Source organism: Candidatus Puniceispirillum marinum IMCC1322 (assembly GCF_000024465.1).
Classification (GTDB): domain Bacteria; phylum Pseudomonadota; class Alphaproteobacteria; order Puniceispirillales; family Puniceispirillaceae; genus Puniceispirillum; species Puniceispirillum marinum.
Genome location: NC_014010.1, coordinates 2,416,683 through 2,442,022 on the forward strand (window position 1 = coordinate 2,416,683; position 25,340 = coordinate 2,442,022).

Here is a 25,340-nt window from a genome sequence, read left to right on the forward strand (position 1 = left end):
AATCGCAACAAGATGATTCTAAATTTACCGGTAAAATTCTATCCCCTAACCCTGTGGATAAAACTGGGGACAAACAGGTATTCTATGGGTTATCTTCCTTATTTCCTGGGAAAATAACCACTTTGCCTAAATTTTAGGCATATTTATATAAATAAATAAAATCAACTAGATAGAATATGGCAATAGGGAAAATGAAATAAAATTCATATTTATTTTCTTATATTTATCTTGAATTGTGACAAATTTTTTTTCTTGTGCAAAACACCACCTGATTCGGTCAAAAATTCATACGCCTATCGCTGTTGAATCGTAAAATAGCAAAACCGGAAAAATATCTAGAAAACAAAGCAAAAGCTGAATTTGATAAAGTTACAAGGCCATCATCCAGAGTAACTTTGCTGTCTATAATCTCACCGTCGGCGCCCGCGTTTTTTAGGTGGTGCGCCCGGTGTGCCCGCGGGGAATCCATAATTCTGAGCGATTGAGCTTGGCACCCCTGGCGCTGTCAGCCCCAGTTCGGCCGCTTCCATCCGGCGGATTTCGTCACGCAGACGGGCGGCTTCTTCAAATTCCAGATTGGCGGCGGCGTCTTTCATGCTGGCTTCCAGATCGGCGATCACGGTTTTAAAGTTATTACCGACCAGCGCGCCGTCTTTGCCACCAGCTTGCGGCGTTAGATGGTCGGCGCGGTCATAGACCGAACCTAGCACATCGGCAATATCCTTTTTCACTGACTCAGGCGTGATGCCATGCGCCTTGTTCCAGGCTTCTTGTTTGGCACGGCGGCGGTTGGTTTCATCAAGCGCATATTGCATCGAGTCGGTGATCCGGTCGCCATACAGGATGACGCGCCCTTCGACATTTCGCGCGGCGCGGCCAATCGTCTGCACCAGCGATGTTTTTGACCGCAGAAAGCCCTCTTTATCGGCATCCAGAATCCCGACCAGCGCGCATTCGGGAATATCCAGCCCCTCACGCAGCAGATTGATCCCGATCAGAATATCAAACACCCCCAGCCGCAAATCACGCATAATCTCGATCCGTTCCAGCGTGTCGATATCCGAATGCAGATAGCGCACTTTCAATCCGGCTTCGAACATATATTCGCTTAAGGCTTCGGCCATTTTCTTGGTCAGGGTGGTGATCAGCACGCGCTGGCCTTTGGCGGCGGCATCGCGGCATTCGGCGATAATATCATCAACCTGATTGCCGGTTGGCCGCACAATACATTCCGGATCGATCAATCCGGTGGGGCGCACAATCTGTTCGGAAAACACCCCGCCGGTGCGTTCCATTTCATATTTTCCGGGCGTTGCCGATACATAGATTGTTTGCGGCCGGAATCCTTCCCATTCCTCGAATTTCAAAGGCCGGTTATCCATACAGGATGGCAGTCGAAAACCATGTTCGGCCAGCGTTGATTTGCGCGCAAAGTCGCCCTTATACATCGCCCCCAGCTGCGGTACGGTGACATGGCTTTCATCGACAATCAGCAAGGCATTTTCGGGCAGATATTCAAATAAAGTCGGCGGCGGTTCGCCTGGCCCCCGCCCGGACAGGTAACGCGAATAATTCTCGATCCCCGCACAGACGCCGGTGGCCTCGATCATCTCGACATCGAATTGCGTGCGCTGTTCGATCCGTTGCGCTTCCAGCAATTTATTGGCTTCGGTCAATTCGGCCAGCCGTTGTTTCAGCTCGATCTTGATCGATTTACACGCTTGCTGCAATGTCGGGCGCGGCGTCACATAATGCGAATTGGCAAACACCGTGATTGTCGGCAGGCTGGCAAATTTTTCGCCGGTCAGCGGGTCAAATTCATGGATCGATTCAACCTCGTCACCAAACAGTGAAATCCGCCATGCCCGATCTTCAAGGTGGGCCGGAAACAGCTCTACCGAATCTCCGCGCACGCGAAAGGTGCCGCGCACGAAATTCGTATCATTGCGCTTATATTGCAGTTCGGTAAATTTGCGCAGCATATCCTGCCGCGGGAAATCTTCGCCGCTGGTGATCTTCTGCGTCATCGTCGAATAGGTCTCGACCGACCCGATACCATAGATGCACGATACCGACGCCACGATAATCACATCATCGCGTTCCAGCAATGATCGCGTTGCCGAATGCCGCATACGGTCAATCTGTTCATTGATCGATGATTCCTTTTCGATATAGGTATCGCTTCGCGGCACATAGGCTTCGGGCTGGTAATAATCGTAATAGGACACGAAATATTCGACCGCATTATCGGGGAATAGCGACTTCATCTCGCCATAAAGCTGGGCGGCTAGCGTTTTATTCGGCGCGAGGATCAAGGTTGGCCGCTTCATTTCGCGGATCACATGCGCGGCGGTAAAGGTCTTGCCCGATCCGGTCACGCCCAGCAACACCTGATCGCGCTCACCCTGTTTGACCCCCTCAATCAATTCGGCAATCGCGGTGGGCTGGTCACCGGCGGGCTTGAAATCTGATTGCAGATCAAAATCGGCAGGCGCGCGCGCCCGCGTGATGATCAGATTATCTGCCAGTTTTTCCGGCAGCTTATCCGGCGCGGCTTTTGCGGCGGCGGTGCTATCTGGTGCGGCATTGTTTTTGGCGATCTCATCCATCCTTTCAAGATAGGCGCAGTCACGATCAAGCGAAAGGGGGCAGATGAAATTTAGGGGGGGCGATAAATCCCCTGCGCCTCACGAATGTCATAAACCCGCGAAATAATATTGTCAAAATAGTGGTTTCTAGATTGTCCTTAAGTTTTTCAAAAGGGGGTAATCTATTGACAGTAATATATTACTCAGTAACTATACATAATAAAAACAGTATATTAGATTATTATAATCCAGCTGAAAGTCATTGTATGCAGTTGCACAACAAAGGGTTTCGTCCACAACAGAGTGTCTCCAATAATCCATGGCCACTCATCGCTTTGATACTTGCTGCCTGTAGCGGCGGCGGTGGCGGTGGTTGTAAAGTGCCATCGTCCATAAGCGTGGCTAGTACTACGCCCCGTCCAGATCCAAGCCCAGCTTCCTCACCTGAGGTACTTACCGCTTCTTATCCTACAGTCAGGTTTTTACCTAATGATACTGGAGAGCAGACGGGGACGATCAGTGAAAATAAAAGCAGGTTTTTTATTGATGAAGCATCATCTACTGACCTGATTAGGCAGGTGGTAGGTACGACTGTAACGATTCAGAATATCAATGTCGTATCACCACAAAAAGCTATTATTACAGGTGGCTTTACAGATGCGTTAGGACGCAGATCATCTGTAGATTTTGAATTTATTGTTAGCGGTGAGGATGCGCATTTAATTCAAATTCAAAAATATGGAGATACCGCTTTATTGTTTCATATTCTGTCATCACCGGATTATGAAAATCCGAAAGATACGGATGGCAATAATATTTATCGCGTCAAAGCAACGGTCAAATATGGTGAGCAAAGCGTAAGCGAATTTTTCAATTTGCATATTTTAGACGTTGCTGAAGAGACATCTCTCGCCATTTCGGGAAATAGTAACAGTTCAAGTGGCTTTGCGTCAGAAGACCTTAATGCCAACATCAAAATTGAAGTCAAAATCAATGAAGGCGAAACACTGATTTTCAGCTTGGAAAATGCGCCTAATTCCATTGAGGGGGAGGACAAAGATGATGTTGAGATTGTCGCGCGGGACGAAAATAATTTTGAATTACGTTTCAAACAACCAACCGATCACAGCAACCCAACCGACCAGGATGGAAATAATATCTATGAGTTTCAGTTTGATGGTGGGTCATTATCGGAAAATTTGGCTTTTGAGGTCGAGGTTGTGAGTTTGGAAATGGTTTAACAAGGAGAAATATAAAATGAGACATATAATCATTATATTAAGTTTCTTGGCTATTATGGCTGTGCCAGTAAGCACCTATGCACATAGTGGTGGCACAGATAAATATGGATGCCATGAAAATCGAAAAACAGGACATTACCATTGTCATCATGGAAAGAAGCGCCAAAGTGGCTGTTAACAAGATTTGTAAATTCTTGGTTGGAGACACCTGCAAAATGGCAGGTGGGCCAAATAGAATATCGCTGGCGAATACAAGCCCGCCACAATATGATGTTTGGATTGATTTATGACATCGGGATGATTGCCCACGCCCTTATCCCCGTGATCACAATATGTCGGTCACAGTCGGGCCATCATTGATCATTATAGCCGGCACATGGGCTGCTACACCTTCCATATTTTCGGCAAAGTCATATTTGCTTAACCGGGTTACATTCTGCAAAATGACCAGCACATTGTTATCGCCGCCATCTTCGTCATCATAAATGACCATATCATTTGCGGTGCCACCGCCATCCAGATCGGCAAGCGCGTAATAGAGAAGTCTGCCAGTTTCATAACCAAAATATATCTTATCAACGCGGTCGGCTGTATGTCCGGCGGGGTCACTTCGACCAGCAAAATCGGTAATGACATCGGCCGCGCTTATATGTGTCGATATGCGGTCAATGCCGAAAAGATCATTGCCATCACCACCAGTCATTACATTGGCACCATCATTGCCATTCAGCACATCGTCATGATCCGAACCGATCAGATTTTCGATAGAGATCAGCCTGTCACCTGTCACCTGTCGCATGCCCGCCGGCAATGCTTGCCGCACTGCCATCATTAGCCAGCGTAATCTGCACCCCCGCGTTTGATCCGGCATAGGACGCCGTATCCTTGCCCGTGCCGCCATCCAGTCGGTCAGCCCCCGCACCGCCAGTCAATATGTCATCGCCGCCGCCGCCGCGTATATCATCGGCATTGTTTGCGCCGTTTAGAATATCGTTACCATCGCCGCCCAGGATCATATAGGCGATATTTTCCCCTTTCGTTTCGGACAGGGTCTGATTTTGCGTCGCCGTGCTATCACCAATCACCTCGCGGACAATCACTGTCACGATCACATCTGCACCTGTGCCATCGGCTTTTGTCGCACGTATTGTCAGGCTTGTTGAAGCGCTTGGCTGGCCACTCAGCGTGCCGCTATCGCTATTTAGCATCAGCCCTTGCATCTCGCCTTCATGTAGCGCCCAGGCCGTATCTGTAATCGGCGCTTCCGCCTTGCCTTGGATATATCCGTTCAGCTCTACCGACACCGGCGTTGGTGACCTGTTCAGCACCGCATCATAGGGGCTATACAGAACCGTAACCTGCCTAGCCTCGGCAATGTTGTCGGGAACGGTGACCTTTTTGGCGTCTGTAAGGGTGGCGATAGCTGTCTCGGGGGTGGCGTAACGGCTTCTATCGCTACATGACGCCAGCAACAAGATCATGGGCAACATACTAACAGGTGGCATTCTAGCAGCTGATATGGCGTGCTTGTCGCCCAAGCGTTTGCTTTTGGTGCCTTTGTCTGTGGTGCCTTTGTCTGTGGTGCCTTTGTCTGTGGTGTATGTGTGCGTGTTTTGTGCGTGTTTATCTGGCGCTGATTTGCTTGGTGCTGATTTGCTTGGTGCTGATTTTGCTGATTTACTAGGTGTGAACATATCGGCAGCTAGTTTTGATAGCATGCCTAAAATCGCGGGGTCGTTGGTTTTTCGGGTACGGTCGTCGGCTGACCTATCTTCCCTTGCGATGCTATTATGACTCAAACCCATACCGGCTGTGATGCCTATGCTGCCTGTGGTGCCTATGCCGCCTGTGATGCCCATGCCGCCTGTGGTGCCTATACCGCCTGTGGTGCCTATGCCGCCTGTGTCTGTGGCGTCTTTTGCCACTTTATTTGGTGTGAACATATCGGCAGCTAGTTTTGATAGCATGCCTAAAATCGCGGGGTCGTTGGTTTTTCGGGTACGGTCGTCGGCTGACCTATCTTCCCTTGCGATGCTATTATGACTCAAACCCATGCCGGCTGTGATGCCTGTGGTGCCTGTGGTGCCTATGCCGCCTGTGATGCCCATGCCGCCTGTGTCTGTGGCGTCTTTTGCCACTTTATTTGGTGTGAACATATCGGCAGCTAGTTTTGATAGCATGCCTAAAATCGCGGGGTCGTTGGTTTTTCGGGTACGGTCGTCGGCTGACCTATCTTCCCTTGCGATGCTATTATGACTCAAACCCATACCGGCTGTGATGCCTGTGGTGCCTGTGGTGCCTATGCCGCCTGTGTCTGTGGCGTCTTTTGCCACTTTATTTGGTGTGTCTGATAAGTTTGTTATGTCACGGCACCTTGTCTGGCTTCGGTTTTTTGAGATGTTGCGTTGCCGCCGGACACTGTCTTCTCTAATATTTGTTTTATTTTGCATATGCCCGTCTCCATCCAATCAATAGTATTAATTTACTCAAGTGATTAAATAGACATATTTCAAGCCATTGAAATAAATCAATTTATCTAAATTAAACATAAGTTAAATAATATTTAAATCAATCTACCTGCACGCCAATGCACTTTGACCTGTCTTAACGTCGCATGGCTCTGCCTCACGTCGCATGGCTCTGCCTCACGTCGCATGGCGCCGTCTTACGCTGATTGACCTTGTTAAAGGGTGCATATTTGGTGTCCAAAATTGACTGTCAGTATGAAACTGTCTTAAGTCAGCGAACAGTCGGCACAATGTTTCACGTGAAACATTTCGTGAACAAATGGATGCTGGCTACGCATCGCCAGACGTCGCCCAGCAGAATTCGCGTATCTGTCATTCTGCGTCCCAAGGTGTATGAAAACCCTTGCCCAAAATGCCGTCTGGTCGCATAACTTGATCATAAGCGCCGAGATGGTGCCAGCATCATCTGCTTAGGCCGCCATTATCACCCCTTGGATCATTGGATCATAGGAGAGCCCGATGCCGTTTATTTCAGATCGCCTTATCCGCCTGGCCCCGTCGCCAACCGTGGAAATCACCGGCATGGCGCTTGATATGAAGCGTGCCGGCCGTGATGTCATTGGCCTGAGCGCGGGCGAGCCGGATTTTGACACGCCTCTGCATATCAAGGAGGCCGCGCAAAAGGCGATGGCTGATGGCAAGACCAAATATACGCAGGTTGATGGTATCCCTGAATTGAAAGAAGCGATTGTCCGGAAATTTGCCCGTGAAAACGGTATTGAAACGTCGGTAGATGCGGTCAGCGTTGGCTCGGGCGGCAAACAGATTCTGTTCAATGCCTTGCTGGCAACGTTGAACCCGGGCGATGAAGTGCTAATCCCGACGCCCTATTGGGTATCTTTCAAGGGCATCGTTGATCTGGCCGAAGGCGTGCCGGTTTTTCTGCCATGCCCGCTTGCGCATGGTATGAAACTGACCCCCGCGCAATTGGATGCGGCGATAACCCCGCGTACCAAATGGCTGATCCTGAATAGCCCGTCAAACCCAACAGGCGTTGGCTATAGCGCCGATGAACTGGCCGCCTTTGCCGCTATTCTGCGCCAGCATCCGGCGGTGCATGTAATCAGCGATGATATTTACGAGCATCTTTGCTATGATGGTTTTACCTTCGCCACGCTGGCGGCAATTGCCCCCGATTTGCAGGATCGCATTCTGACCGCGAATGGCGTGTCGAAATCCTTCTGCATGACGGGCTGGCGGATCGGCTATTGCACGGGGCCGGTGCCGCTGATCAAGGCGATGGCCAAAATCCAGTCGCAATCAACCTCGAATCCGAATTCGATTGCCCAATATGCGGCGGTGGCGGCGCTAGACGGACCGATGGATTTCATGTGGTCGAATCTGGCCGCCTTTGACCGGCGGCGCAAAATGGTTGTGGCCGCGCTTGATGCGATTGACGGCATTGACTGCCCGATGCCCGACGGCGCCTTTTATGTCTATCCTTCGATCGAAGGGTTGATCGGCAAGCGCACGCCTGATGGTATGGTTATCGAAACGGACAAGCATTTTGCCCAATATATCCTGCAAGCTGGAGAAGTTGCGATTGTACCAGGTGTCGCCTTTGGTCTCGAGCCGCATTTCCGCGTGTCCTATGCGGCGTCGGATGAAATGCTGGATGCGGCGATGACCCGTATCCGCGACGCCGTTGATGCACTTAAATAGATATTTCTTATATTCTGGACATCATATTTTTAAGATGCTTTCGCCTCGCATTTTTCCAAAAGCCGATCCCAAAAGCTGTTCGGCTGGCATAATAAAACAGACTTAAATGATATATCATCGCGGTGATTTTCTTCAGATTTATCCTAATGTTCTTAGCTAAAATGCGATCCATTGATTTTATATTTTCCCATTAAAACAAATAAAACTAATGTATAAATAGGTTACGGCATTCGAATTCCGGCAAGCGTTATTCATGCCACATAACTATTAGTATAATCATAAATATCCATTAAATCAGAATTTAATAATTTAGTGTAAAATGCTATCTCATCACTGAATATAGATGTAAAGACGCATGATCGGACGTGGATGATTAGCAGCCTGCCTGCCTAGCAGATGATCTTCCTAACGCTGATTTCTGTAAAGTTGGCTGGCTTGATTATCTTGCCCCCACTCAAGCTGTGACACTCAGTTTCCAGCCTTATTTTCCATGATTTTGTAAACTTTTTTTTAACCTTTTACATATATCATCATTTTTGAATTAAAGCTGAAATTAACACATCAAGCTGAAATCGGTTTGGTTTGACGTGGTTTGTGAGATTGATGTGGGTGAAGAAAGGTGAACGCTAAAATTACTAAAAATCTAGAAAATCTAGCACATAATGCCCCTATTGACGCCCCTATTGTCGCCCCTATTGTCGCCCCTATTGACGACGCCCCCCGTTTTTCAGATCGGCATGTCCCCCCTGTTCTTGGGCTTCATGATACCCGCGTGAACGCGTATTTTCAGGCTGGTAATGGGTGTGATTCCGACAGGGCGCGACACGGCACTGTGGCGTCGCATGGAACCTTAAGCCGCCTGCAATGGGTTTTGTTGTCGCTGTTATCTGGCACGGCCTTGTCGGCCTGTGGCGGCGGCGGTGGTGGCGGTGGCGGTGGGCCAGCGACCAGCGGTACGCCATCCACACCGGCCGCACCGGCCGCACCGGCCGCACCGGCCGCACCGGCCGCACCGGCCGCACCGGCCGCACCGGCCGCACCGGCCGCACCGGCTATGGTGCAAAAATCAGGCTTTGTACATAACAAACCATTCAGCGGTGGCGTTGCGTGGTTGGATGTGAACAACAACCAAAGAATTGATGAAGATGATTATCGCATCCCTGGCCAGACCAACGAACAAGGTAGGTATAGCGGTCAAGTGCCAGCCGAGCATCAAAACAAAGCCGTGATGGTCGATACAAGAAACACTAAATATGCAGGTCAATTACCAGACACCCTTTTGTCTGTGCCTAATGCCAACATTGTTTCACCGATCACGCATGGCCTTGCTAGGAAAAGCATAAATCGGGAAGATTTGCCTGAGCAATACGATCCTTTACAGCAAAACATCTATGAAGAAACCAATGACCCTATCAGGAAAGCCGTCCGCAAGGCTGTCGAAAAAATATTGCCCCGTATTTCCTCTCAAATTAAGCAGAATGAGGATAATATTGCACGGAATCAGAATGATATTCAGCAGAACGCACAAGAAATAGACCGATTAAGAGCTGAACTTAAAGCTGCACTTACTGCGTTGAAGCAGGAGGTTGCGCGTCAAGTAGAGGCAATCGAATATGATCCTGTTCTGACCAAATCTGGCACACAGTCACTAGCCCTAGAGGAAACCACAAACAGCCAAGCCGCAGATACCGGCTATCGCTTTACGGCGACAGATGCAGATAATAATCTGCGTTCGCCCCTTGAGGTAAGCAATGATCGTTTTGAGGTGCGATCCAATGGCCAGTTATGGGTAAAGGCAGGCAAAACCTTCACATCTGGCGAAACGATTAGCCTGACGATCACCGCGCGTGATGCGACTGGCCGCACCGATGTCGAGACTGTCAGCTTCACCGTTGGTGATATTGAATATCCGCCAACTTTGACTGTCTCGCAGGCACGTCCGCAGGCCGCACTGAACGAAACCATCGGCAATGCACGCACCTCTTCAGAGATTAACACGAACATAGATGTGCGGGCAGATGATGCTGATGGGAATTTACAGCCCATTGTTATTGAGCGGCAGGTGGGTAATCGCTTTGTCCGTGACACGCGGTTTGAAGTTAAAAATAACAAGCTTTATGTCAAGGCTGGTCAGCAATTTGATTATGAACATGCTGACAACCCGAATGGTGTCATCACATTGCGTATTACGGCAAGCGATCCCACACGTTCTGTGTCAAAAACAGTCACTGTTCACATCACGAACCAAAACGATCCGACGACAGGTACGGTTTCGGTTAGCAATCTGGCAGGGAGCAATGTGGCAGGTAGCAATGTGGAGACAGGCACCGCGGTCACGGCGCAGACGGATGGGCTAACTGACCCTGATGACAGTTCATTGGACTTTGACTATAAATGGCAGAAGCAGGTGAATGGCCAATGGCAATATGTGCCGAATGAAACCAGTGTGCGTTTCACCCCGAGTGAGGAGGGCACTTATCGGCTAGAGGTGACGGCGGTGGATGATGATGTGTTCAACGCCACCAGCGCCCCCTTTTATTCGGCGGCGTTCACCGTTACCGCCCCACCGCCACCCGATCAAGCGCCAACGGGGCTTGCCTTTGTAACGTCACGCGGTACAGCACAGGAAACGGTGGGTGGTGCACGAACCGTTGCGCGCAAGCTAAGCGACATTGACATTACCGATGATGGTCAGGGCGTCAATACAGTGTTTTTGACGGGGGAATCTCAAAATTACTTTCAAATAAGAGGGACTGAATTATGGCTACGGGGCGGCATTGAATTACCTGATCCGGGGGTGTCCTTTACGGCCACTATCGGTGTGCGTTCGGATGGTCATGGTGAGGTTAATTTGTCGGCACGCTATGTTTTAAGCGTTGAAAATACGCCCGAAGCCCCGACTGTAGCCCGAACCACCAACCAAAAAGGAACAATTCAGGAGACAGCGCCGGATGAGACAACCAGCGCGGCCACCACCGGAATCCGCTTTACAACGCATGATGAAGATGTTGGTGACGGGATTTCGGCTTTCATCATAGAGCGCCAGAATGCGGCAGGTGAGTGGGTTGAAGAGACAAGGTTTGAGTGGGGTCCGAGTAATGAATTACGGGTCAAAGCAGGACAAAAATTTGATTTTGATCATGCCGATAATCGCAACGGAATTATAAAGCTGCGGGTAATTGCGGTTGATGACAGTCGTGAAAAATTACGAAGCACCCCAGAGGAGTTTGAGATTCGTCTGTCTGCATTGCCGCCATCCACCCCCGAAGATGTTGGAGACGTAGCAGACACGCCGGAAACGGCATCATCCAGTAGTGACTGGCACTATCATGTTCATGAAAATCGCCCGCTTGATTTACCGATTGTGAAACTGCCACAGCGTTTTATCGATAATGGCCTGACCCTATCTAACGGCTATGGCGATAACAGCCTGTTTCAGCTTTATGGAAGCAAATTGATGTATGTCAATCCTGTGGCTGGTGTTACCGATAAATGGCAATATCTGAATTATGAAGCCCCGGCGGATCAAGATCGAAATAATATCTATGAACTGCAATTTGAACGAACGCTTAGTAGCGGTGAGCGTGAGTATTACCGCATGTCATTACATGTTGATGATCTGAAGAATGAGGCGCGTCATTCTGGTCATGCCCAAATGCAATCCAGTTCAGATGACAATCTAGCAGCACCTGTTCAGAACATTATCAAATCAAGTTACTGGATGATGCCAGCTAGTGGCCCATTGGTGTTGAAATGGTCAATCAAGATGATCGATGCGATCATCAAACATGCGATGAAGGGTAACGCCCCGCCAACAGCTGACAGCTCTGATAACAGTTCTGATAACAATTCTGAATATAATATAGACGAGGTGCATTCTAGCACTTGTGGTTGCGCGGCATGTTCATCTGGAACCTTTGAAAATCAGGCGGACGCGGCTGGAGCTTCTGGAAAGCAGGCAGGCATAGTGCAAAAAGCCGATATTGTGGTGAAGGTGCGTGCATTTATGGCCAAGGCCATCGCGGCGATTGAGCGCATTGCCAATATCAAATTTATCGAGGTGGGGGATTTTACCAATGTGAATGCTGATTTCACAGTAGAGGTTATGGATGTCATTCCGGGGAATGTCGGGGAAGGGCGGGTGATTCTTGGGCAAGCGGTGTTTCCCTATTTTAATGTAGCGATTAATAGAATGAAGCTTATTTTCAGAAAAGCATTACTGGATGATGAATCAAAAAGTGAAAATGTGTTTCTGCATGAACTTGGCCATCTTCTGGGGTTGAAGCATCCGTGGGACTCCAGCCCCAATCGGCCATATGACCCTGCCCCTACAGCAGAGGCTAGAGATGCAGTTGACTATACGATAATGGGTTATAAAAAGAATGTCCGGATATTGAAACCGGCCGATATTGCGGCCTTGCAATTTTTATATGGTGCGCCCGGACAGCGGCCACAGGTTGAACAGGCGCGTCAAGAAGGGACTGCCCCAGTTGCGGAAAGTGATATTGTGGGAGACCGGAAACCCAGCTTTTTCAGGTTTGCGGAAGGTGGAGTAAATCAGACACCCAGTAAGAAGATAGTGCTACTGGCTGGTGTAGGTAATCAAACCGCCAAGACGATCAACTTCATGATTTTTGATGATGGTGTGGGTACGAACAATGTCAGGCTGAATAATGATGTACCATATATGTCGATCAGTCCCTTTGCCGGCACAGGTGCGTTCCGTTTTGGATCGGTCACTGTTGATATTGATGGTATAAGCTATAGAAACACCCCCTATATTCATCAAATCATTCTGGAGGCAAGCGGAACGGGGACTGTGCCTGCGCCATTGACGCTGGAGATCAGAACCTTTCAGGTGACAGGCAATGTTGCCAAGGTAAAACATGAACAGACAATAGAGTATAGTGGTGATGGAAATGCGACGTTTGAATGGTATCTGGGTGATATGCTGGTCAGTCGTTCGGCAACATTTACGCCGATTGAACCTGGTCGTTACCGGATAGAGGTGGAGATAGACGGAATATCAGGCACGTTATTTCACAATATTCACTGGGATAGTCCCGGGGAAGGTATCACTCGCTATGGTGCTGGTGGTGGAGGAAGCGATGTTATCATATTAACCAGGCTACATCATGATAATGGTCATGGTCATGCTGGTGATGATTATATTGACGCAAATATTTTTAGGGAAGTTTTGGAAGGCGGGCCAGGCAATGATGTTCTGGTTGCCGGTACTAAACGAACCACCATGACAGGTGGGTATAGTGAAGAACAACAGCCCACGGGACCACATACATCAATAACAATCTATAACCCTGATAATGATGTGTTTCTGGTCTATCGCGGCCTGTCACGCTTTGCCGATAAAGCGCATAGAATTGTCGATTTTACCCCAACGCATGATAAAATCGGCCTTGGATATTCTGTTACCGAAGTCTGGTACAAGCAGACCAGCAAAGGCATCTATCTGCTGGATTCCGGCGCGCCGGATGCCGATTATTATGTATTTCTTGCCTTTGATTATTATTATTACGTTCCAACTGGCATGAAGAATATGATCATTAATAATGCCAGCCAACTGACAACAGAGCATTTTGACATTTTGGGGCAGGCGGTGACGGTGCGTGAATTTGCGCATGAGATACGCACCAAAAACGACTTGCATCACTGGGTGGTTAATAACCTAGATGATACAGAGTTGGTGACGTTAAGTTACCAGGAAATTAACAGATCTGTGAATTTTGATCCGGCAACAGATCGGGCAGATGCGCTTGCTAATGGCCGCCTCATTGATCTGGGGGATGCTACACAGGTCTGGTTCGATGTCAGGGATGTCGATGGTGACAGATATATGGATACGATCCTTTATAAAACAGAAAATCGTAGTGAAATTTACGGCGTGCTTGATAATTATAATGGGCGCACTTCTGGTATATATCTCAGAGCGCTGGATGCCGATTTCTTTGTGAATAATAACATAGAGGTGATTGACCTTGATCCCCCGCTTGCGCAAATTCATGGCGCTGGCATTACAGGAAGCCCTTTGACAGCACTCAATGTTGCTGAGGAGGATGCCACCTACCAATGGTTTTTGATCCATAGGAGTTCTGAGCAAGCTATTCTGGTTAGTGAGTCAGCGATATTTACACCAATTGAACCCGGATTTTATCGCCTCCATCTCACAATCAATGATCAAGACGGTTTTGCGGTAAAAAATGTGCGTTGGCCAAATCAGGGCAATGACAGTCCCAATGGTTTAGGCGATGCAGGAAACAATCTCATAGACGCAGACAATAGCAGCTTTACCGAACTATATGGAAGTCGTGGGGATGATTATTTACGTGCCGGCCGTTCTACCACAGACCTTTATGGCGGGGCAGACGATGATATTCTGGTTGCGGGTATAAACCAAACCACCATGACAGGTGGGCATAGCCATAGTTATGATCCGCAAACGCGAGTAAGAATCTATAGCCCTGATGATGATGTGTTTCTGGTTTATCGTGGCCAGACACGTTTTGCCGATAAAGCGCATAAAATCACCGATTTTACCCCAGATCATGACAAGATCGGCCTTGGGTATTCTGTTACCGAGGTCTGGTACAAGCAGACCAGCAAAGGCATCTATCTGCTGGATTCGGGGGCGCAGGATGCCGATTATTATGTATTTCTTGCCTTTGATGATCAAGATGTGCAACCAAGCCTGCAGGATCAGATCATCGATGATGCTAGTGATCTGACAGCAACGCATTTTGACATTCTGGGGCAGACGGTGATCTTGCGTGAATTCACCCATGAGATTCGCACCAAAAACGACCTACATCATTGGGTGGTTGATGACCTGAATGATGCGGAGCTGGTGACGTTAGTTGATGAATTCAACAAATCCTTAAATTCGGATCGGGCATTTAACCGTGAGCATGGCCAGCTTATTGATCTGGGGGATGCCACGCAGGTCTGGTTCGATGTGAAGGATGTGGATGGTGACACGGATATGGATACGATCCTTTATAAAACAGAAAATCGTAGTGAAATTTACGGCGTGCTTGATGATTATAATGGGCGGGTCACTAACCCTTGGTATCGGGCGCTGGATGCCGATTTCTTTATCAATGACAACATAGAGGTGATTGACCTTGACGCCCCATCGCCCGATGTCATGTAATGTGATGATGGTGTGGATAAAAGGTGCCTCATAACCGCCACATTAGGCGGGTTAACTGGGTCAGAAACAGATATGGGAGACCACAGATATGCTGATTAAAAAGAAAGCGTCATGGGCTTTGCCCGAATCCGCGGCGACACCCGAACATGTCTATATGAACCGTCGTAGCTGGTTGAAAGCGGCCGGATTTAGCGGCCTTGGTCTGGCCAGTACGATGATGGGCGGCGGCATGGCCTCAACGGCGCTGGCGGCTATCACCGGCTATCCGGCACTGCGAAATGACGCCTATAGTCTGGATCGGGCGATCACTGACGAGGAAGAGGCCACCACCTATACCAATTTTTACGAATTCGGGTCATCCAAAAATATCTGGAAAAAAACCCGCAATATGACAACCGACCCGTGGGCGGTAACGATTGACGGGCTTGTTGAATCGGAGATGACGCTGGATGCCGAAGATCTGGTGCGCCAGATGGGCGGGCTGGAAGAACGGCTATACCGGCATCGCTGTGTCGAGGCATGGGCGATGGCGGTGCCTTGGACAGGGGTGCCGCTGGCGAAACTGATCGCGCTGGCCAAGCCGTTGCCGGAAGCCAAATATCTGCGTATGGAAACCTTTCTCGATCCGGATGTTGCGCCCGGGCAAAAACAGGGCTGGTATCCGTGGCCTTATGTCGAAGGGCTGACCATCGCCGAGGCGCAGAACGAGCTGGCCTTTCTGGCGACCGGCATTTATGGCAAAAGCATGCCGAACCAGAATGGCGCGCCAATCCGGCTGGTGGTGCCGTGGAAATATGGCTTTAAGTCAATCAAATCGATTGTCCGCTTTAGCTTTACCGCCGAACAGCCCGTGTCATTCTGGCAGGAGCTGGCAGGCACCGAATATGGGTTCTGGGCGAATGTGAACCCGACCGTGCCGCATCCGCGCTGGCCGCAACGCACCGAACGCTTGCTGGGCACCGGACAAAGGGTGCAAACTGAGATTTTTAACGGCTATGGCGATCAGGTGGCGGGACTCTATGCCGATATGTCATTTGACAATAACCGGACGCTGTATTTTTAGGTGTTGGTTAGCTTGTCTGTCTAATGGCTTTGTTCCAAGCCCATTTCATTTTTGATTTGTCGCATTTAACGCGCTCACCATATGTGCGATGGTCTTCCAACAGAAGATTGCGGAGATAATTTTCGCAATCATGAGCTAGTTGTTCACAATCCTCATCTTCCCACGCATGAGAAAAGTATTGCCTCCAAGACTTTTCTTCTCCCAAGATTTCGATTGGAATGTGGGCATTAATCTCACTCAAGCGTCTATTTAAATCAATCGTGCGGCCTATTTTGTAGCAGTCAGAGTCAGCAAAACGCAGGACATAAGTATAGGCTTGGTTAGGGTGATTTTTAGGTTTGGCATTTTGAGGTGCTAACTGATTTTTTCTGTTTGCAGGGATTGGTCCTTGTGTCGGACCGGTGGGTAGGCCTGTCTAGTCTGCTTGTGCAGGATCAATATTTGGGTAAATTTCATCACCGCGTGGCAAGTTCAAAATATTCTCAACTCGTTTCTTGTCTTCTACTTCCCAAGCATTGCCGATGCCTAAGTTTGGATTGTAAAAAACCTTTTTTCCGGCGGCGTTAAGGATGCCGAGTAAATGTTCTGATTTTGCATCTGGAGGTTCTTTAAAATACCAACTCCGCTTGATCGCTATTCCAGTCGGCCATCTTATCATTCCAGCATCATTGTATATCTCGCTTCGTTCAGTTTTGTTTTCATCGCTCCATTTATGTTTTTCGTCGATGACTTCTTCTGTGTTGAAGATTGGCATATCGTGAATATCGACAAGACCCAATAATTTACCTTTTTCGTGTTTTTTTGTGTATTTGCCACCAGTTCCAACAAAAACGACACGTGTCTCTGAGCCTGCCTCATCAATTTTATGTTTAAGATTTTTCACCGAACCTAGTCTGGGTAATGAAACCACAGGCCAAGTTTCTGGAGTAAAGCCATTCATATGCACAACCCAAAGCCTCATCTCATCTCTCCATCCTGAGTGCCAGAATATTCTGGCGGATGCAGTATAAGAGGCGGGGGTTAATTTTGCGTTAACGTGAGAGATTATCCCCGTGCCAGCATGTTGGTGAGCTGGGCGCAGATGGCGGGCATGTCGTCAAGCGGGATAAAGTCATGATCGGGGATCACATCGCCAAGCGGTACCGTATGCCCGCCTTGCATCATCGCATCATGAAAGGCGGCGAGGCGGCCTGTTTCGATCTGCCGGTGTGCCGTGCTGGTTGCATTACTACTGGTTGCGGGGCTGGTTGTATTACTGCTGGTTGTGGCGTTAGGGGCGTCACTATGCCAGTCGGCGACCATGACAGGGGTGCCAGTGATGGTAGCCTCGCTGGTCATATTGACCGAGTCCGAGGTGACGATAATCGCATCGGCAATGCCCAGAATACCCGGATAGGGATTGGCGTCCTGCGGGGTGGCGAGGCGGTGGCGCGTGTGCGCATCATTCAGCGCGAGGGTCTCGGTCAGCTGCCGGATCAGATCAGGCGGGGTGCGGCGTGATGGCACGATAGCCAAGCTGGCCTTGGTCTGGCGGGCAAAAGCGTCAAGCTTTGCCACCATGCGATTGGCCATAGCAGGGGAGATTTTATAACGCCGGTTATCGCCGCCAAGCATCACCACAACGCGCGGAAAGGCGGCATTTTTCCATTTCGGCGCAAGCGTGCGGGCGGCGTCGGCTATTGTTTCCGGTGTCAGGCGGTTGAGCGATCCAGTCGAGACAATGACATTGTCACCGCGGACAGGGTCATGCGCAGGCACCAGCAGAATGTCAAAGCAGGCGGGATCAAGCCGCGGATCCTGAATATGAATCGTTTTCATCGGCTGGCCAGCGATGCGCGCGCGGTGCCGCATGGCAATCGAAAGGCCAGCCATGCGCCGCCCGCAGGTGACCAGCAGATCGGGAAAGCGGCTATCGGCATAAGGCAGGGCAGGCGTTGATATAGGCAGAAATGGTGCAAGTATGGCAAGGTGGCCAAGACGTGGCACGCTGCGCAAGGGCTGGCGCGGCGTTACAATGATATCGCGAAAGCCAGAGGCAACATGCGTGGCGGCGACTTCATCAGGTGAAGGGGTTGTCCAGCCCATCGCCTCAGCCAGTGCCAGTGACTGCAAGCGCATGCCGGCCGTGCCATCACTGACGACCCATATCTCTGGCCTTGTGGTTGGCCGCGTATCTGGCGCTGAAGACGTTTTTGTCACGGCAAAACTTTCTGGTTCATATGGCTGGGGTTCATATGGTTGATCGGCATGGCCTGTCGATATGACCACCCAGCAGATGGCGGTACTATGTAACTATGTGTAATATCAAGCGCAGATACGCGCAATATTCTTACGCAATTATCTTGGTAAATATCCTGTGCAGGTGTAATATCGGCGGCAATCACAACCATTTCCTCTTGGGCTATCTGTTTGGGCGTGCGTGGGTGTGGCGCATATGGGGTTGGCCAAATGACAGGTGAATTATGACAGGTGCATTATGACGGGCAAAATCAAAATCGATGCTGTTGATCGGCAAATCCTGCATGATCTTCAGGAAGATGGCCGTATCACCAATGTCGATCTTGCCAAACGTGCGGGCATTTCGGCACCGCCATGTCTGCGCCGTGTGCGCGGGCTGGAAGATGCCGGTATCATCAAGGGCTATCATGCCGATATCGATGCCGATGCGATGGGCTATAGCGTCAATGTGTTTGCCTTTGTCGGGCTGACCAGCCAGGCCGAGAGCGATCTGCAGGATTTCGAAGAGCTGGTGAGTGCCTGGCCGCAGGTGCGGGAGTGCCATATGCTTATGGGTGAGACCGATTTCGTGCTGAAAATCGTCGCCCAGGATTGGGATGATTTCCAGAAATTCCTGACCAGCAAGCTGACGCCGGCGACAAATGTCAGCCATGTGAAAACAGCACTGGCGATCCGCTCGGCAAAAATGCTGCCTGGCGTGCCTATCGATCTGGATGAAAGCACGCGTTAAGGCGAAACGCCAAAGACAAATACCCGATAGCTAGAAAGAGTCAGCAAGTAGCAAACAGCAAAGATGATAATTTTGCGCTTAATATGTATGATTTGTTTATTTTGTATATTGCGTTTATTTTGTTTGTGATAGATCCTATGGGTAAGTGAAGGAGGGCGCGATGTCGAACTTAGCATCTGTTAAATCAAAAAATCCCATTCAAGCCGATCGTGAACAACAATTCTTGCCGCGTATTGACAGCTGGGAAATTGACCGTATCAGGCGTGTTCAACGCAGAATTCTGGCCGCGAAAGGATGGTTTAGAATTGATGCAGAGGCAATTGAAGTGGCTAGGGCTATTTTACATCTTGTGGCCATATTGCCAGACAGCGATACGAACCCAGAAAGTGATGCTGGGCATGTTCAGACTGTTCTGACCACGAGTGAAGCGGCAGATATTCTTATGGTATCTAGACCCTATGTGGTGAAATTGCTCGAACAAGGCGAGATTGCTTTCCACAAGGTCGGCACACACCGCCGTATTATGGCCTCTGATTTATATGCCTATAAGCAGCAAACCCATAGAAACATACTGTAATTCATCTTACCTGAACGGGTGAATAGGCGCGAATAAGGCGATGTTGAGGAGCGCCGCGCCGAACGCAAAGATGATAACGCCACCTATAAGCCCAACCACATCCATGATGCGCCCTAGCGCCAGATTCCCGTTCGGTAACATCACCAGCAGCCGTTTGGCCGTCTGTCTGAGATAGACAGAGATCGTGGCCAGTAAACTGACGGTCAAAGCCGTGCCCAAAGACATTGCCAATACGGACAATAATCCAGCCATTTCAAGATTCAGCGCATATGCAAGTAGCAAAACGATCACCGCGCCAGAACATGGTCGTATCCCGATTGACATGACTATGCCGATAAAGGTTCTGAAGGATAACGGGCTTTCAAGATCGTTGGCGGTTGGTCCATGTGCATGATTGCAGTCATGCGCATGATGGTCATGATGGTCATGATGGTGCGCATCACCATGCGATGAAGGGGTCTTGAATATATTCATCAAGCGTACTGAACGGACAACCACAATCATCAGTCCCACCAGCGCTATCAAAGCAAAGCTGGCAATTTCAACATCATTGGTGATGCTTCGTGTTTGCCGCATAGATAGATCAAGAAGCCAAACAGCCGATGTAACGATAACGATTGCCGTGATCCCTTGGATCAGGGCGGCGGCAAGTGATAATATCACACCACGGCGCAACTGGCTTTCATGTGAGAGCAAATAGGTCGAGATCACAATCTTGCCATGCCCGGGCCCAGCGGCATGAAACACGCCATAAAAGAAACTAAGGGCAATCAGTGCCAATGATGCGCTAAAGCCATCAGTTTCAACGCGCCGCAAGGCTTGTGATAGGCTTTGATGCAAGTCGCGTTGCACAGATTGCACGGCGATCAAATATTCTGACCAGATGAGGTTAAAGCCGGATCCCAACCAAAAGACCATGCCGATCAGACCAGCCGCTGTACCAAACAACAATAGTGCTGTCTTTCGGCCAGTCATGTGCATGTTACGCGAATGGTTTCTGCAAATAGCCGGCCAATTGTGTTGTCAGGGTTGGCGTCAAGGCTGGATGACCGGGACAAGGCGATGGCATCGGCAGATGGATTCGGCTGCAAAATTTCCGTACCACAATTATCTGGCGCGTTACCCTGAAAGGAAATGGTTTCCCCCTCGGCATGATACATCTCGATATAATAGGTCGGGTCGAAAATTGCGTAGGAAAAAGCCTGTGCCGCAAGATCGACAGGGCTTTCAATTGATACGGTAAAGCGCATCCAGACACGATTTTCGCGGATTTCGGCAACAGCTCCGCCTAGCTGTATCAGTGGTAAGGTGACCCCATCACGCTTGGCCAGCGTAAAATAATTATAGGGCTTTAGATTCTCCATGAGCTCAGCAACTTTTTGCTTGATGGCACTTTCGACGCCATCAGGGTGTAAAGCGGCTTCCTCAAGCATAGCTGCTGAGAAAAAATCATCAAAAAGCCATTCCTGATAAATCGCCGACACCTTGTCATTATCATCGAGAATAATCTGGCTTTTAAGATCAACCCACATATGCGGATGCGCGCTTGATACAGAAACCCACCCCATGATCAGGCAGACTGCCCCGATGATGTAGCGAGGGAAATTACGCATTTTCGCAGGCATCACAAACACCATGCAGTTCAATACTGGATTTAGAGGTTTTGAATTTTGTCTTTTCTTCTAATCCGGCAAGAAATAGCGAAACGGTATCGTCACATATTTCTTCAACTTGGTCGCATTTGTCGCAAATTACGAAAGCGGGCACACTATTTTTTTCACATGATAAATGAGAACAGCTGATAAAGGCATTCAGGCTTTCCAATCGGTGCACACGACCAATTAAAATTAGCTTTTCCAGCGCGCGATAAATCTGGAGCGGTGCGCGCAGACCAACATCCCTTAGTTCATCAAGGATCATATATGCGCTCATGGCACCCGTTCCCTTTTCAAGAACGTCCAAGACAAGTTTTTGATTCTGAGACAGGCTGTTACTATCTATCATCTATTGTGACACCGGCGTTATTGTCGGCGCCCCGCTGGTTCTGACCATTATTCCTGAATAGGCCCAATGGCACTGGCATTAAAGATAGAATAAAGCATATTAGCGCGGCCACAACAATACTTGGCCCGGCCGGTGTATCCAATTCAAGAGAGCCAAACAGGCCAAACCACACCGAAATCACGCCAATAAGGATGGCAAAAAATGCCATTTGTTCAGGCGAGCTTGATAAGCGTCGCGCCGTTGCAGCCGGAATGATGAGCAATGCCGTAATCAGTAGTACCCCAACGATCTTCAACGAAACCGCGATTACCCCCGCCATCAATATCATGAAAATGATATTCACATGATCTGGTTTGGCACCTTCTGCCAAAGCGAGTTCATAACTTACGGTAGCGGCGAATAACGCCCGCCAAATTACCATAAGCACTACAAGCACAGACATGCCACCGCCCCAGATTATGGCAAGATCAAAGGTTGTAATCGATAGGATATCGCCAAACAGGAACCCCATCAGATCAACCCTGACCCAGGTCATGAAGGCCAAAGTAACAAGACCAACAGCTAAAGCGGAATGCGCAAGCAAACCAAGCAAGGCATCGGATGACAGGCTGGCGCGACGTTGCAGGAAAACCAGCATCAACGAAACGGCAACCGAAACTACAAATACGGCAAGTGTAACGTTGACCTCAAAAAGCAAGGCCAGGGCGACGCCAAGCAGAGCCGAATGGGATAGCGTGTCGCCAAAATAAGCAAGCTTTCGCCAAATAATAAAACAGCCAAGCGGGCCAGCTACCAAAGCAACGCCTATGCCTCCAATTACGGCGCGAACAAAGAAATCGTCAAACATCTGCATTTGTCCTTTTGGCGCCAACAGTGGTGCTGCTTGACGTTGGTAACAGGTCATCGTCAGTCAGGTGATTATGCGCCAAAGCCGCCTCTTTGCTTTCAATACTGCCATCAGGAAGATGCTCATGGTCATGTTGATGTTGGTAAAGGGCAAGGCCAGATGCGGTGCGTTCACCAAACAGGGTTTTGAATTCATGGCTAGAGGTAACCGATGCCGGCGTGCCAGAACAACAGACATGGCCATTTAGGCAAATAACCCGATCGGTTGTGGACATCACAACATGCAAATCATGCGAAATGAGCAGAATGCCACAATTAAGCTCATTACGGATTTTTTCGATGAGCTTGTAAAGCGCCATTTCACCGTTGAAGTCAACACCCTGAACCGGCTCATCAAGAACCAATAATTCGGGTGAACTCATTATGGCTCTGGCAAGCAGAACGCGTTGAAATTCACCACCAGACAAATTGCTCATCTGCATATGTGCTAAATGCGTCGTTTCGGTTGCGGCTAGCGCATCGTTAATTTGTGTTTTATCAGCCTTGTGCGTGAGAAGCAGAAAGCGGCTTACCGTTAAAGGCAAGGTCCAACTCAATTCGAGTTTCTGAGGTACATAGCTGACGCGTAGTTTTGGCTTGCGGTATGCCGTTCCCTCATCGGTTGCCAATACACCAAGAGCTAGTTTCGCTGTTGTGGATTTGCCCGATCCGTTTGGTCCAATCAGTGTCACAATCTCGCCAGGCTCGACGCGCATAGACACCCCCCGAACCAACCATTTTTTTGATCTATAAATTCCAGCATTCTCAAGCGATATGAGCATTTGTCTCTCTTAGTATGAATGGACAGTCTGAATTATGTCGATTTGATCTTGTAATACAAGTGACAGTATGTAAATTTAGTGATGTTATAACATTACGTCAATAATATTGTCCCAAACTTTTGCTAAATGGTGCCACAATGCGATATCTCACATCTGCCCTTCTTGCCTCAACTGTACTCACTTCGAATATCTCAATAGCACAAGCTGACGTTAACGTCGTTGCATCAATCAAACCTATTCACTCTCTGGTTTCTGCCGTTATGGATGGTGTTGGCAAACCCTTTCTAATCATCGATGGGGCTGGCTCTCCGCACACATATGCGCTGAAACCGTCACAGGCAGGCCAGCTTCAAGACGCTGACCTTGTTTTCTGGGTTGGTCATGATCTTGAGACATTTCTTGAAAAGCCCATCGAGGGGATCGCCACCAAGGCAACGTCAATAGCCCTGATTGATGCGCATGATTTAACGAAAATAAAGTTCCGTGAAGGCGGCGCTTTTGACGAACATGATCATGACGATCATGATGACCATGATGACCATGATGACCATGACGATCATGATGACCATGATGACCATGATGACCATGATGACCATGACGATCATGATGACCATGATGACCATGATGATCATGGACATGATGGTTTTGATCCGCATGTATGGCTGGATCCGGTGAACGCAAAGGTGCTTGTTCACGAAATTGAGGAAGCGTTGACAGAAGCCGATCCTAAAAATGCAAAGGCGTATGAGGAAAATGCCACAAACGTAATGGTGCAGCTAGATCAGCTGGTTGAAGAGATTACGGTTGAGCTAGCCCCCGTGAAAGGCAAAGGTTATATAGTTTTCCATGACGCCTATCAGTATTTCGAAACGCGCTTTGGTGTTGCCGCTGTTGGTTCACTAACAGTATCACCAGAGGTCATGCCCGGGGCGCAACGTGTCAGTGAGTTGCAATCGAAAGTACGATCATTAAACACCACTTGCGTATTTTCAGAGCCACAATTTGAACCCAAGCTGGTGGCGATAATTACCGAAAATACGAATGCCCGCACCGGTATATTAGACCCGCTTGGCGCCGCAATCGATAGCGGCCCACAACATTATTTCACCCTCATACGCAACATGGCGCGGTCTTTGAAAGAGTGTCTGTCTGCAAAGGGTTAGATCATTTTAGGCATGTCGCATCAAGAGGCGTAAAATAGGGGGCGGCCTATAAGTCATGTGGGCTTGCCCCGAACGGGCGTTACACCTTGGTCATATCGAATAATTCGATCGAGATGATTTCATAGCTTTTGGTGCCGCCCGGGGTCTGGATTTCGGCCGAGTCACCAATACCCTTGCCAATCAGGCCACGGGCGATCGGCGATGAGGTTGAGACCAGCCCTTTGGAAATATCAGCCTCATAGGGGCCGACAATATGAAAGATCGATTCTTCGTCGGTTTCTTCATCGGCAACGCCCACCGACGTGCCAAAGGTCACCTTATCACCAGTGAGTTGCGAGGCATCGATGACTTCGGAGCGGCTGGTAACTGCCTCAAGCTCGGAAATACGGCCTTCGATAAAAGACTGGCGTTCACGCGCGGCATGATATTCGGCATTTTCCGATAAATCGCCATGTTCACGCGCAACGGCAATGGCGTTAATCACGGCCTGTCTTTCGGTGCCTTTGAGATGCGCCAGCTCTTCTTTAATGGCTTCGAGGCCCTGGGCCGTAAATGGTATCTTTTCCATCAGTGTTTCCGTCATCTTGAGTTCGCATCATGCCCTGTAAGGCAGCTTTTAGTCAGTATAATATATATAATATATATAATATAAGGGCTTCCCATAATATAGGACAAGACCATAAGGGCAATAATATATGGGATGTCTTGATA

The 25,340-nt window shown here is 49.1% G+C and carries 20 protein-coding genes; 8 read left to right on the forward strand and 12 right to left on the reverse strand.

The features are described from left to right. Positions 1-410: 410 nt before the first annotated feature. Positions 411-2,609, reverse strand: a complete 2,199-nt coding sequence (gene uvrB, locus SAR116_RS11325) for an excinuclease ABC subunit UvrB (RefSeq protein ID WP_013047080.1) — start codon at positions 2,607-2,609, stop codon at positions 411-413. A gap of 164 nt (positions 2,610-2,773) precedes the next feature. Between uvrB and SAR116_RS13605 the strand changes: the two genes are divergently transcribed. Then, positions 2,774-3,829, forward strand: coding sequence for a hypothetical protein (locus SAR116_RS13605; protein ID WP_148212298.1), 1,056 nt, complete (start codon positions 2,774-2,776; stop codon positions 3,827-3,829). A gap of 55 nt (positions 3,830-3,884) precedes the next feature. Next, positions 3,885-4,007, forward strand: coding sequence for a YHYH domain-containing protein (locus SAR116_RS13610; protein ID WP_238531202.1), 123 nt, complete (start codon positions 3,885-3,887; stop codon positions 4,005-4,007). Positions 4,008-4,154: 147 nt separating this feature from the next. On the opposite strand, the gene SAR116_RS11340 is transcribed toward SAR116_RS13610, so the two are convergent. Together SAR116_RS11340 and SAR116_RS13755 are read right to left on the reverse strand one after the other, a co-directional pair. After that, positions 4,155-4,628 (reverse strand): hypothetical protein, encoded by a 474-nt coding sequence (locus SAR116_RS11340; protein ID WP_041860934.1) that lies wholly within the window; start codon positions 4,626-4,628, stop codon positions 4,155-4,157. Continuing rightward, positions 4,609-6,279, reverse strand: a complete 1,671-nt coding sequence (locus tag SAR116_RS13755) for a calcium-binding protein (protein WP_013047083.1) — start codon at positions 6,277-6,279, stop codon at positions 4,609-4,611. The genes SAR116_RS11340 and SAR116_RS13755 overlap by 20 nt, the downstream gene beginning before the upstream one ends. Positions 6,280-6,816: 537 nt before the next feature. Between SAR116_RS13755 and SAR116_RS11350 the strand changes: the two genes are divergently transcribed. The 3 genes from SAR116_RS11350 (at position 6,817) to msrP (ending at position 16,250) form a co-directional block, all read left to right on the forward strand. Then, positions 6,817-8,019 (forward strand): pyridoxal phosphate-dependent aminotransferase, encoded by a 1,203-nt coding sequence (locus SAR116_RS11350; protein WP_013047084.1) that lies wholly within the window; start codon positions 6,817-6,819, stop codon positions 8,017-8,019. A gap of 619 nt (positions 8,020-8,638) precedes the next feature. Next, positions 8,639-15,187, forward strand: coding sequence for a lipoprotein receptor-like protein (locus SAR116_RS11360; protein WP_013047085.1), 6,549 nt, complete (start codon positions 8,639-8,641; stop codon positions 15,185-15,187). A gap of 88 nt (positions 15,188-15,275) precedes the next feature. Then, positions 15,276-16,250, forward strand: a complete 975-nt coding sequence (gene msrP, locus SAR116_RS11365; RefSeq protein ID WP_013047086.1) for a protein-methionine-sulfoxide reductase catalytic subunit MsrP — start codon at positions 15,276-15,278, stop codon at positions 16,248-16,250. Positions 16,251-16,257: 7 nt separating this feature from the next. On the opposite strand, the gene SAR116_RS13950 is transcribed toward msrP, so the two are convergent. The 3 genes from SAR116_RS13950 to SAR116_RS11375 all read right to left on the reverse strand — a co-directional run bounded on the left by SAR116_RS13950 (position 16,258) and on the right by SAR116_RS11375 (position 18,449). Then, positions 16,258-16,632: a GIY-YIG nuclease family protein gene (locus tag SAR116_RS13950; protein ID WP_148212420.1), complete on the reverse strand. Its 375-nt coding sequence runs from the start codon at positions 16,630-16,632 to the stop codon at positions 16,258-16,260. A 33-nt stretch (positions 16,633-16,665) separates the two neighbouring features. Next, positions 16,666-17,190, reverse strand: a complete 525-nt coding sequence (locus SAR116_RS11370) for a hypothetical protein (RefSeq protein ID WP_148212303.1) — start codon at positions 17,188-17,190, stop codon at positions 16,666-16,668. Between the two features lie 104 nt (positions 17,191-17,294). Beyond that, positions 17,295-18,449, reverse strand: coding sequence for a mitochondrial fission ELM1 family protein (locus SAR116_RS11375; protein WP_148212304.1), 1,155 nt, complete (start codon positions 18,447-18,449; stop codon positions 17,295-17,297). Between the two features lie 277 nt (positions 18,450-18,726). On the opposite strand from SAR116_RS11375, the gene SAR116_RS11380 reads away from it, so the two are divergent. Next, positions 18,727-19,218 (forward strand): Lrp/AsnC family transcriptional regulator, encoded by a 492-nt coding sequence (locus SAR116_RS11380; RefSeq protein ID WP_013047090.1) that lies wholly within the window; start codon positions 18,727-18,729, stop codon positions 19,216-19,218. Between the two features lie 160 nt (positions 19,219-19,378). After that, the gene (locus SAR116_RS13835) at positions 19,379-19,795 is read left to right on the forward strand and encodes a helix-turn-helix domain-containing protein (protein ID WP_013047091.1); all 417 of its coding nucleotides are present in this window, start codon (positions 19,379-19,381) and stop codon (positions 19,793-19,795) included. Between the two features lie 6 nt (positions 19,796-19,801). On the opposite strand, the gene SAR116_RS11390 is transcribed toward SAR116_RS13835, so the two are convergent. The 5 genes from SAR116_RS11390 to SAR116_RS11410 are packed head-to-tail and all read right to left on the reverse strand — an operon-like array spanning position 19,802 to position 23,400. Further along, positions 19,802-20,770, reverse strand: coding sequence for a nickel/cobalt transporter (locus tag SAR116_RS11390; RefSeq protein WP_049757544.1), 969 nt, complete (start codon positions 20,768-20,770; stop codon positions 19,802-19,804). Beyond that, entirely contained in the window at positions 20,767-21,420 is a 654-nt protein-coding gene (locus tag SAR116_RS11395; RefSeq protein WP_041860938.1) for a DUF1007 family protein, read from the reverse strand. Before SAR116_RS11395 ends, SAR116_RS11390 begins: the two co-directional genes overlap by 4 nt. Further along, the gene (locus SAR116_RS11400; protein ID WP_013047094.1) at positions 21,401-21,799 is read right to left on the reverse strand and encodes a Fur family transcriptional regulator; all 399 of its coding nucleotides are present in this window, start codon (positions 21,797-21,799) and stop codon (positions 21,401-21,403) included. The genes SAR116_RS11395 and SAR116_RS11400 overlap by 20 nt, the downstream gene beginning before the upstream one ends. Next, the gene (locus SAR116_RS11405; RefSeq protein ID WP_013047095.1) at positions 21,789-22,646 is read right to left on the reverse strand and encodes a metal ABC transporter permease; all 858 of its coding nucleotides are present in this window, start codon (positions 22,644-22,646) and stop codon (positions 21,789-21,791) included. The genes SAR116_RS11400 and SAR116_RS11405 overlap by 11 nt, the downstream gene beginning before the upstream one ends. Then, entirely contained in the window at positions 22,639-23,400 is a 762-nt protein-coding gene (locus tag SAR116_RS11410; RefSeq protein ID WP_013047096.1) for an ATP-binding cassette domain-containing protein, read from the reverse strand. The genes SAR116_RS11405 and SAR116_RS11410 overlap by 8 nt, the downstream gene beginning before the upstream one ends. A gap of 203 nt (positions 23,401-23,603) precedes the next feature. On the opposite strand from SAR116_RS11410, the gene znuA reads away from it, so the two are divergent. Further along, entirely contained in the window at positions 23,604-24,629 is a 1,026-nt protein-coding gene (gene znuA / locus SAR116_RS11415) for a zinc ABC transporter substrate-binding protein ZnuA (protein WP_013047097.1), read from the forward strand. Positions 24,630-24,708: 79 nt separating this feature from the next. Here znuA and greA read toward each other — a convergent pair whose 3' ends face one another. Beyond that, positions 24,709-25,197 (reverse strand): transcription elongation factor GreA, encoded by a 489-nt coding sequence (greA, locus tag SAR116_RS11420; protein WP_041861470.1) that lies wholly within the window; start codon positions 25,195-25,197, stop codon positions 24,709-24,711. Positions 25,198-25,340: the final 143 nt, after the last annotated feature.

What these genes read in the sequence shown, in the direction of transcription:
- uvrB (WP_013047080.1), bottom strand. Translation starts at nt 2,609, where the DNA reads ATGGATGAGATCGCCAAAAACAATGCCGCACCAGATAGCACCGCCGCC.
- SAR116_RS13610 (WP_238531202.1), top strand. Translation starts at nt 3,885, where the DNA reads ATGGCTGTGCCAGTAAGCACCTATGCACATAGTGGTGGCACAGATAAA.
- SAR116_RS11340 (WP_041860934.1), bottom strand. Translation starts at nt 4,628, where the DNA reads ATGCGACAGGTGACAGGTGACAGGCTGATCTCTATCGAAAATCTGATC.
- SAR116_RS13755 (WP_013047083.1), bottom strand. Translation starts at nt 6,279, where the DNA reads ATGCAAAATAAAACAAATATTAGAGAAGACAGTGTCCGGCGGCAACGC.
- SAR116_RS11350 (WP_013047084.1), top strand. Translation starts at nt 6,817, where the DNA reads ATGCCGTTTATTTCAGATCGCCTTATCCGCCTGGCCCCGTCGCCAACC.
- msrP (WP_013047086.1), top strand. Translation starts at nt 15,276, where the DNA reads ATGCTGATTAAAAAGAAAGCGTCATGGGCTTTGCCCGAATCCGCGGCG.
- SAR116_RS11370 (WP_148212303.1), bottom strand. Translation starts at nt 17,190, where the DNA reads ATGAATGGCTTTACTCCAGAAACTTGGCCTGTGGTTTCATTACCCAGA.
- SAR116_RS11380 (WP_013047090.1), top strand. Translation starts at nt 18,727, where the DNA reads ATGACGGGCAAAATCAAAATCGATGCTGTTGATCGGCAAATCCTGCAT.
- SAR116_RS13835 (WP_013047091.1), top strand. Translation starts at nt 19,379, where the DNA reads ATGTCGAACTTAGCATCTGTTAAATCAAAAAATCCCATTCAAGCCGAT.
- SAR116_RS11390 (WP_049757544.1), bottom strand. Translation starts at nt 20,770, where the DNA reads ATGACTGGCCGAAAGACAGCACTATTGTTGTTTGGTACAGCGGCTGGT.
- SAR116_RS11395 (WP_041860938.1), bottom strand. Translation starts at nt 21,420, where the DNA reads ATGCCTGCGAAAATGCGTAATTTCCCTCGCTACATCATCGGGGCAGTC.
- SAR116_RS11400 (WP_013047094.1), bottom strand. Translation starts at nt 21,799, where the DNA reads ATGATAGATAGTAACAGCCTGTCTCAGAATCAAAAACTTGTCTTGGAC.
- SAR116_RS11405 (WP_013047095.1), bottom strand. Translation starts at nt 22,646, where the DNA reads ATGTTTGACGATTTCTTTGTTCGCGCCGTAATTGGAGGCATAGGCGTT.
- SAR116_RS11410 (WP_013047096.1), bottom strand. Translation starts at nt 23,400, where the DNA reads ATGCGCGTCGAGCCTGGCGAGATTGTGACACTGATTGGACCAAACGGA.
- znuA (WP_013047097.1), top strand. Translation starts at nt 23,604, where the DNA reads ATGCGATATCTCACATCTGCCCTTCTTGCCTCAACTGTACTCACTTCG.
- greA (WP_041861470.1), bottom strand. Translation starts at nt 25,197, where the DNA reads ATGGAAAAGATACCATTTACGGCCCAGGGCCTCGAAGCCATTAAAGAA.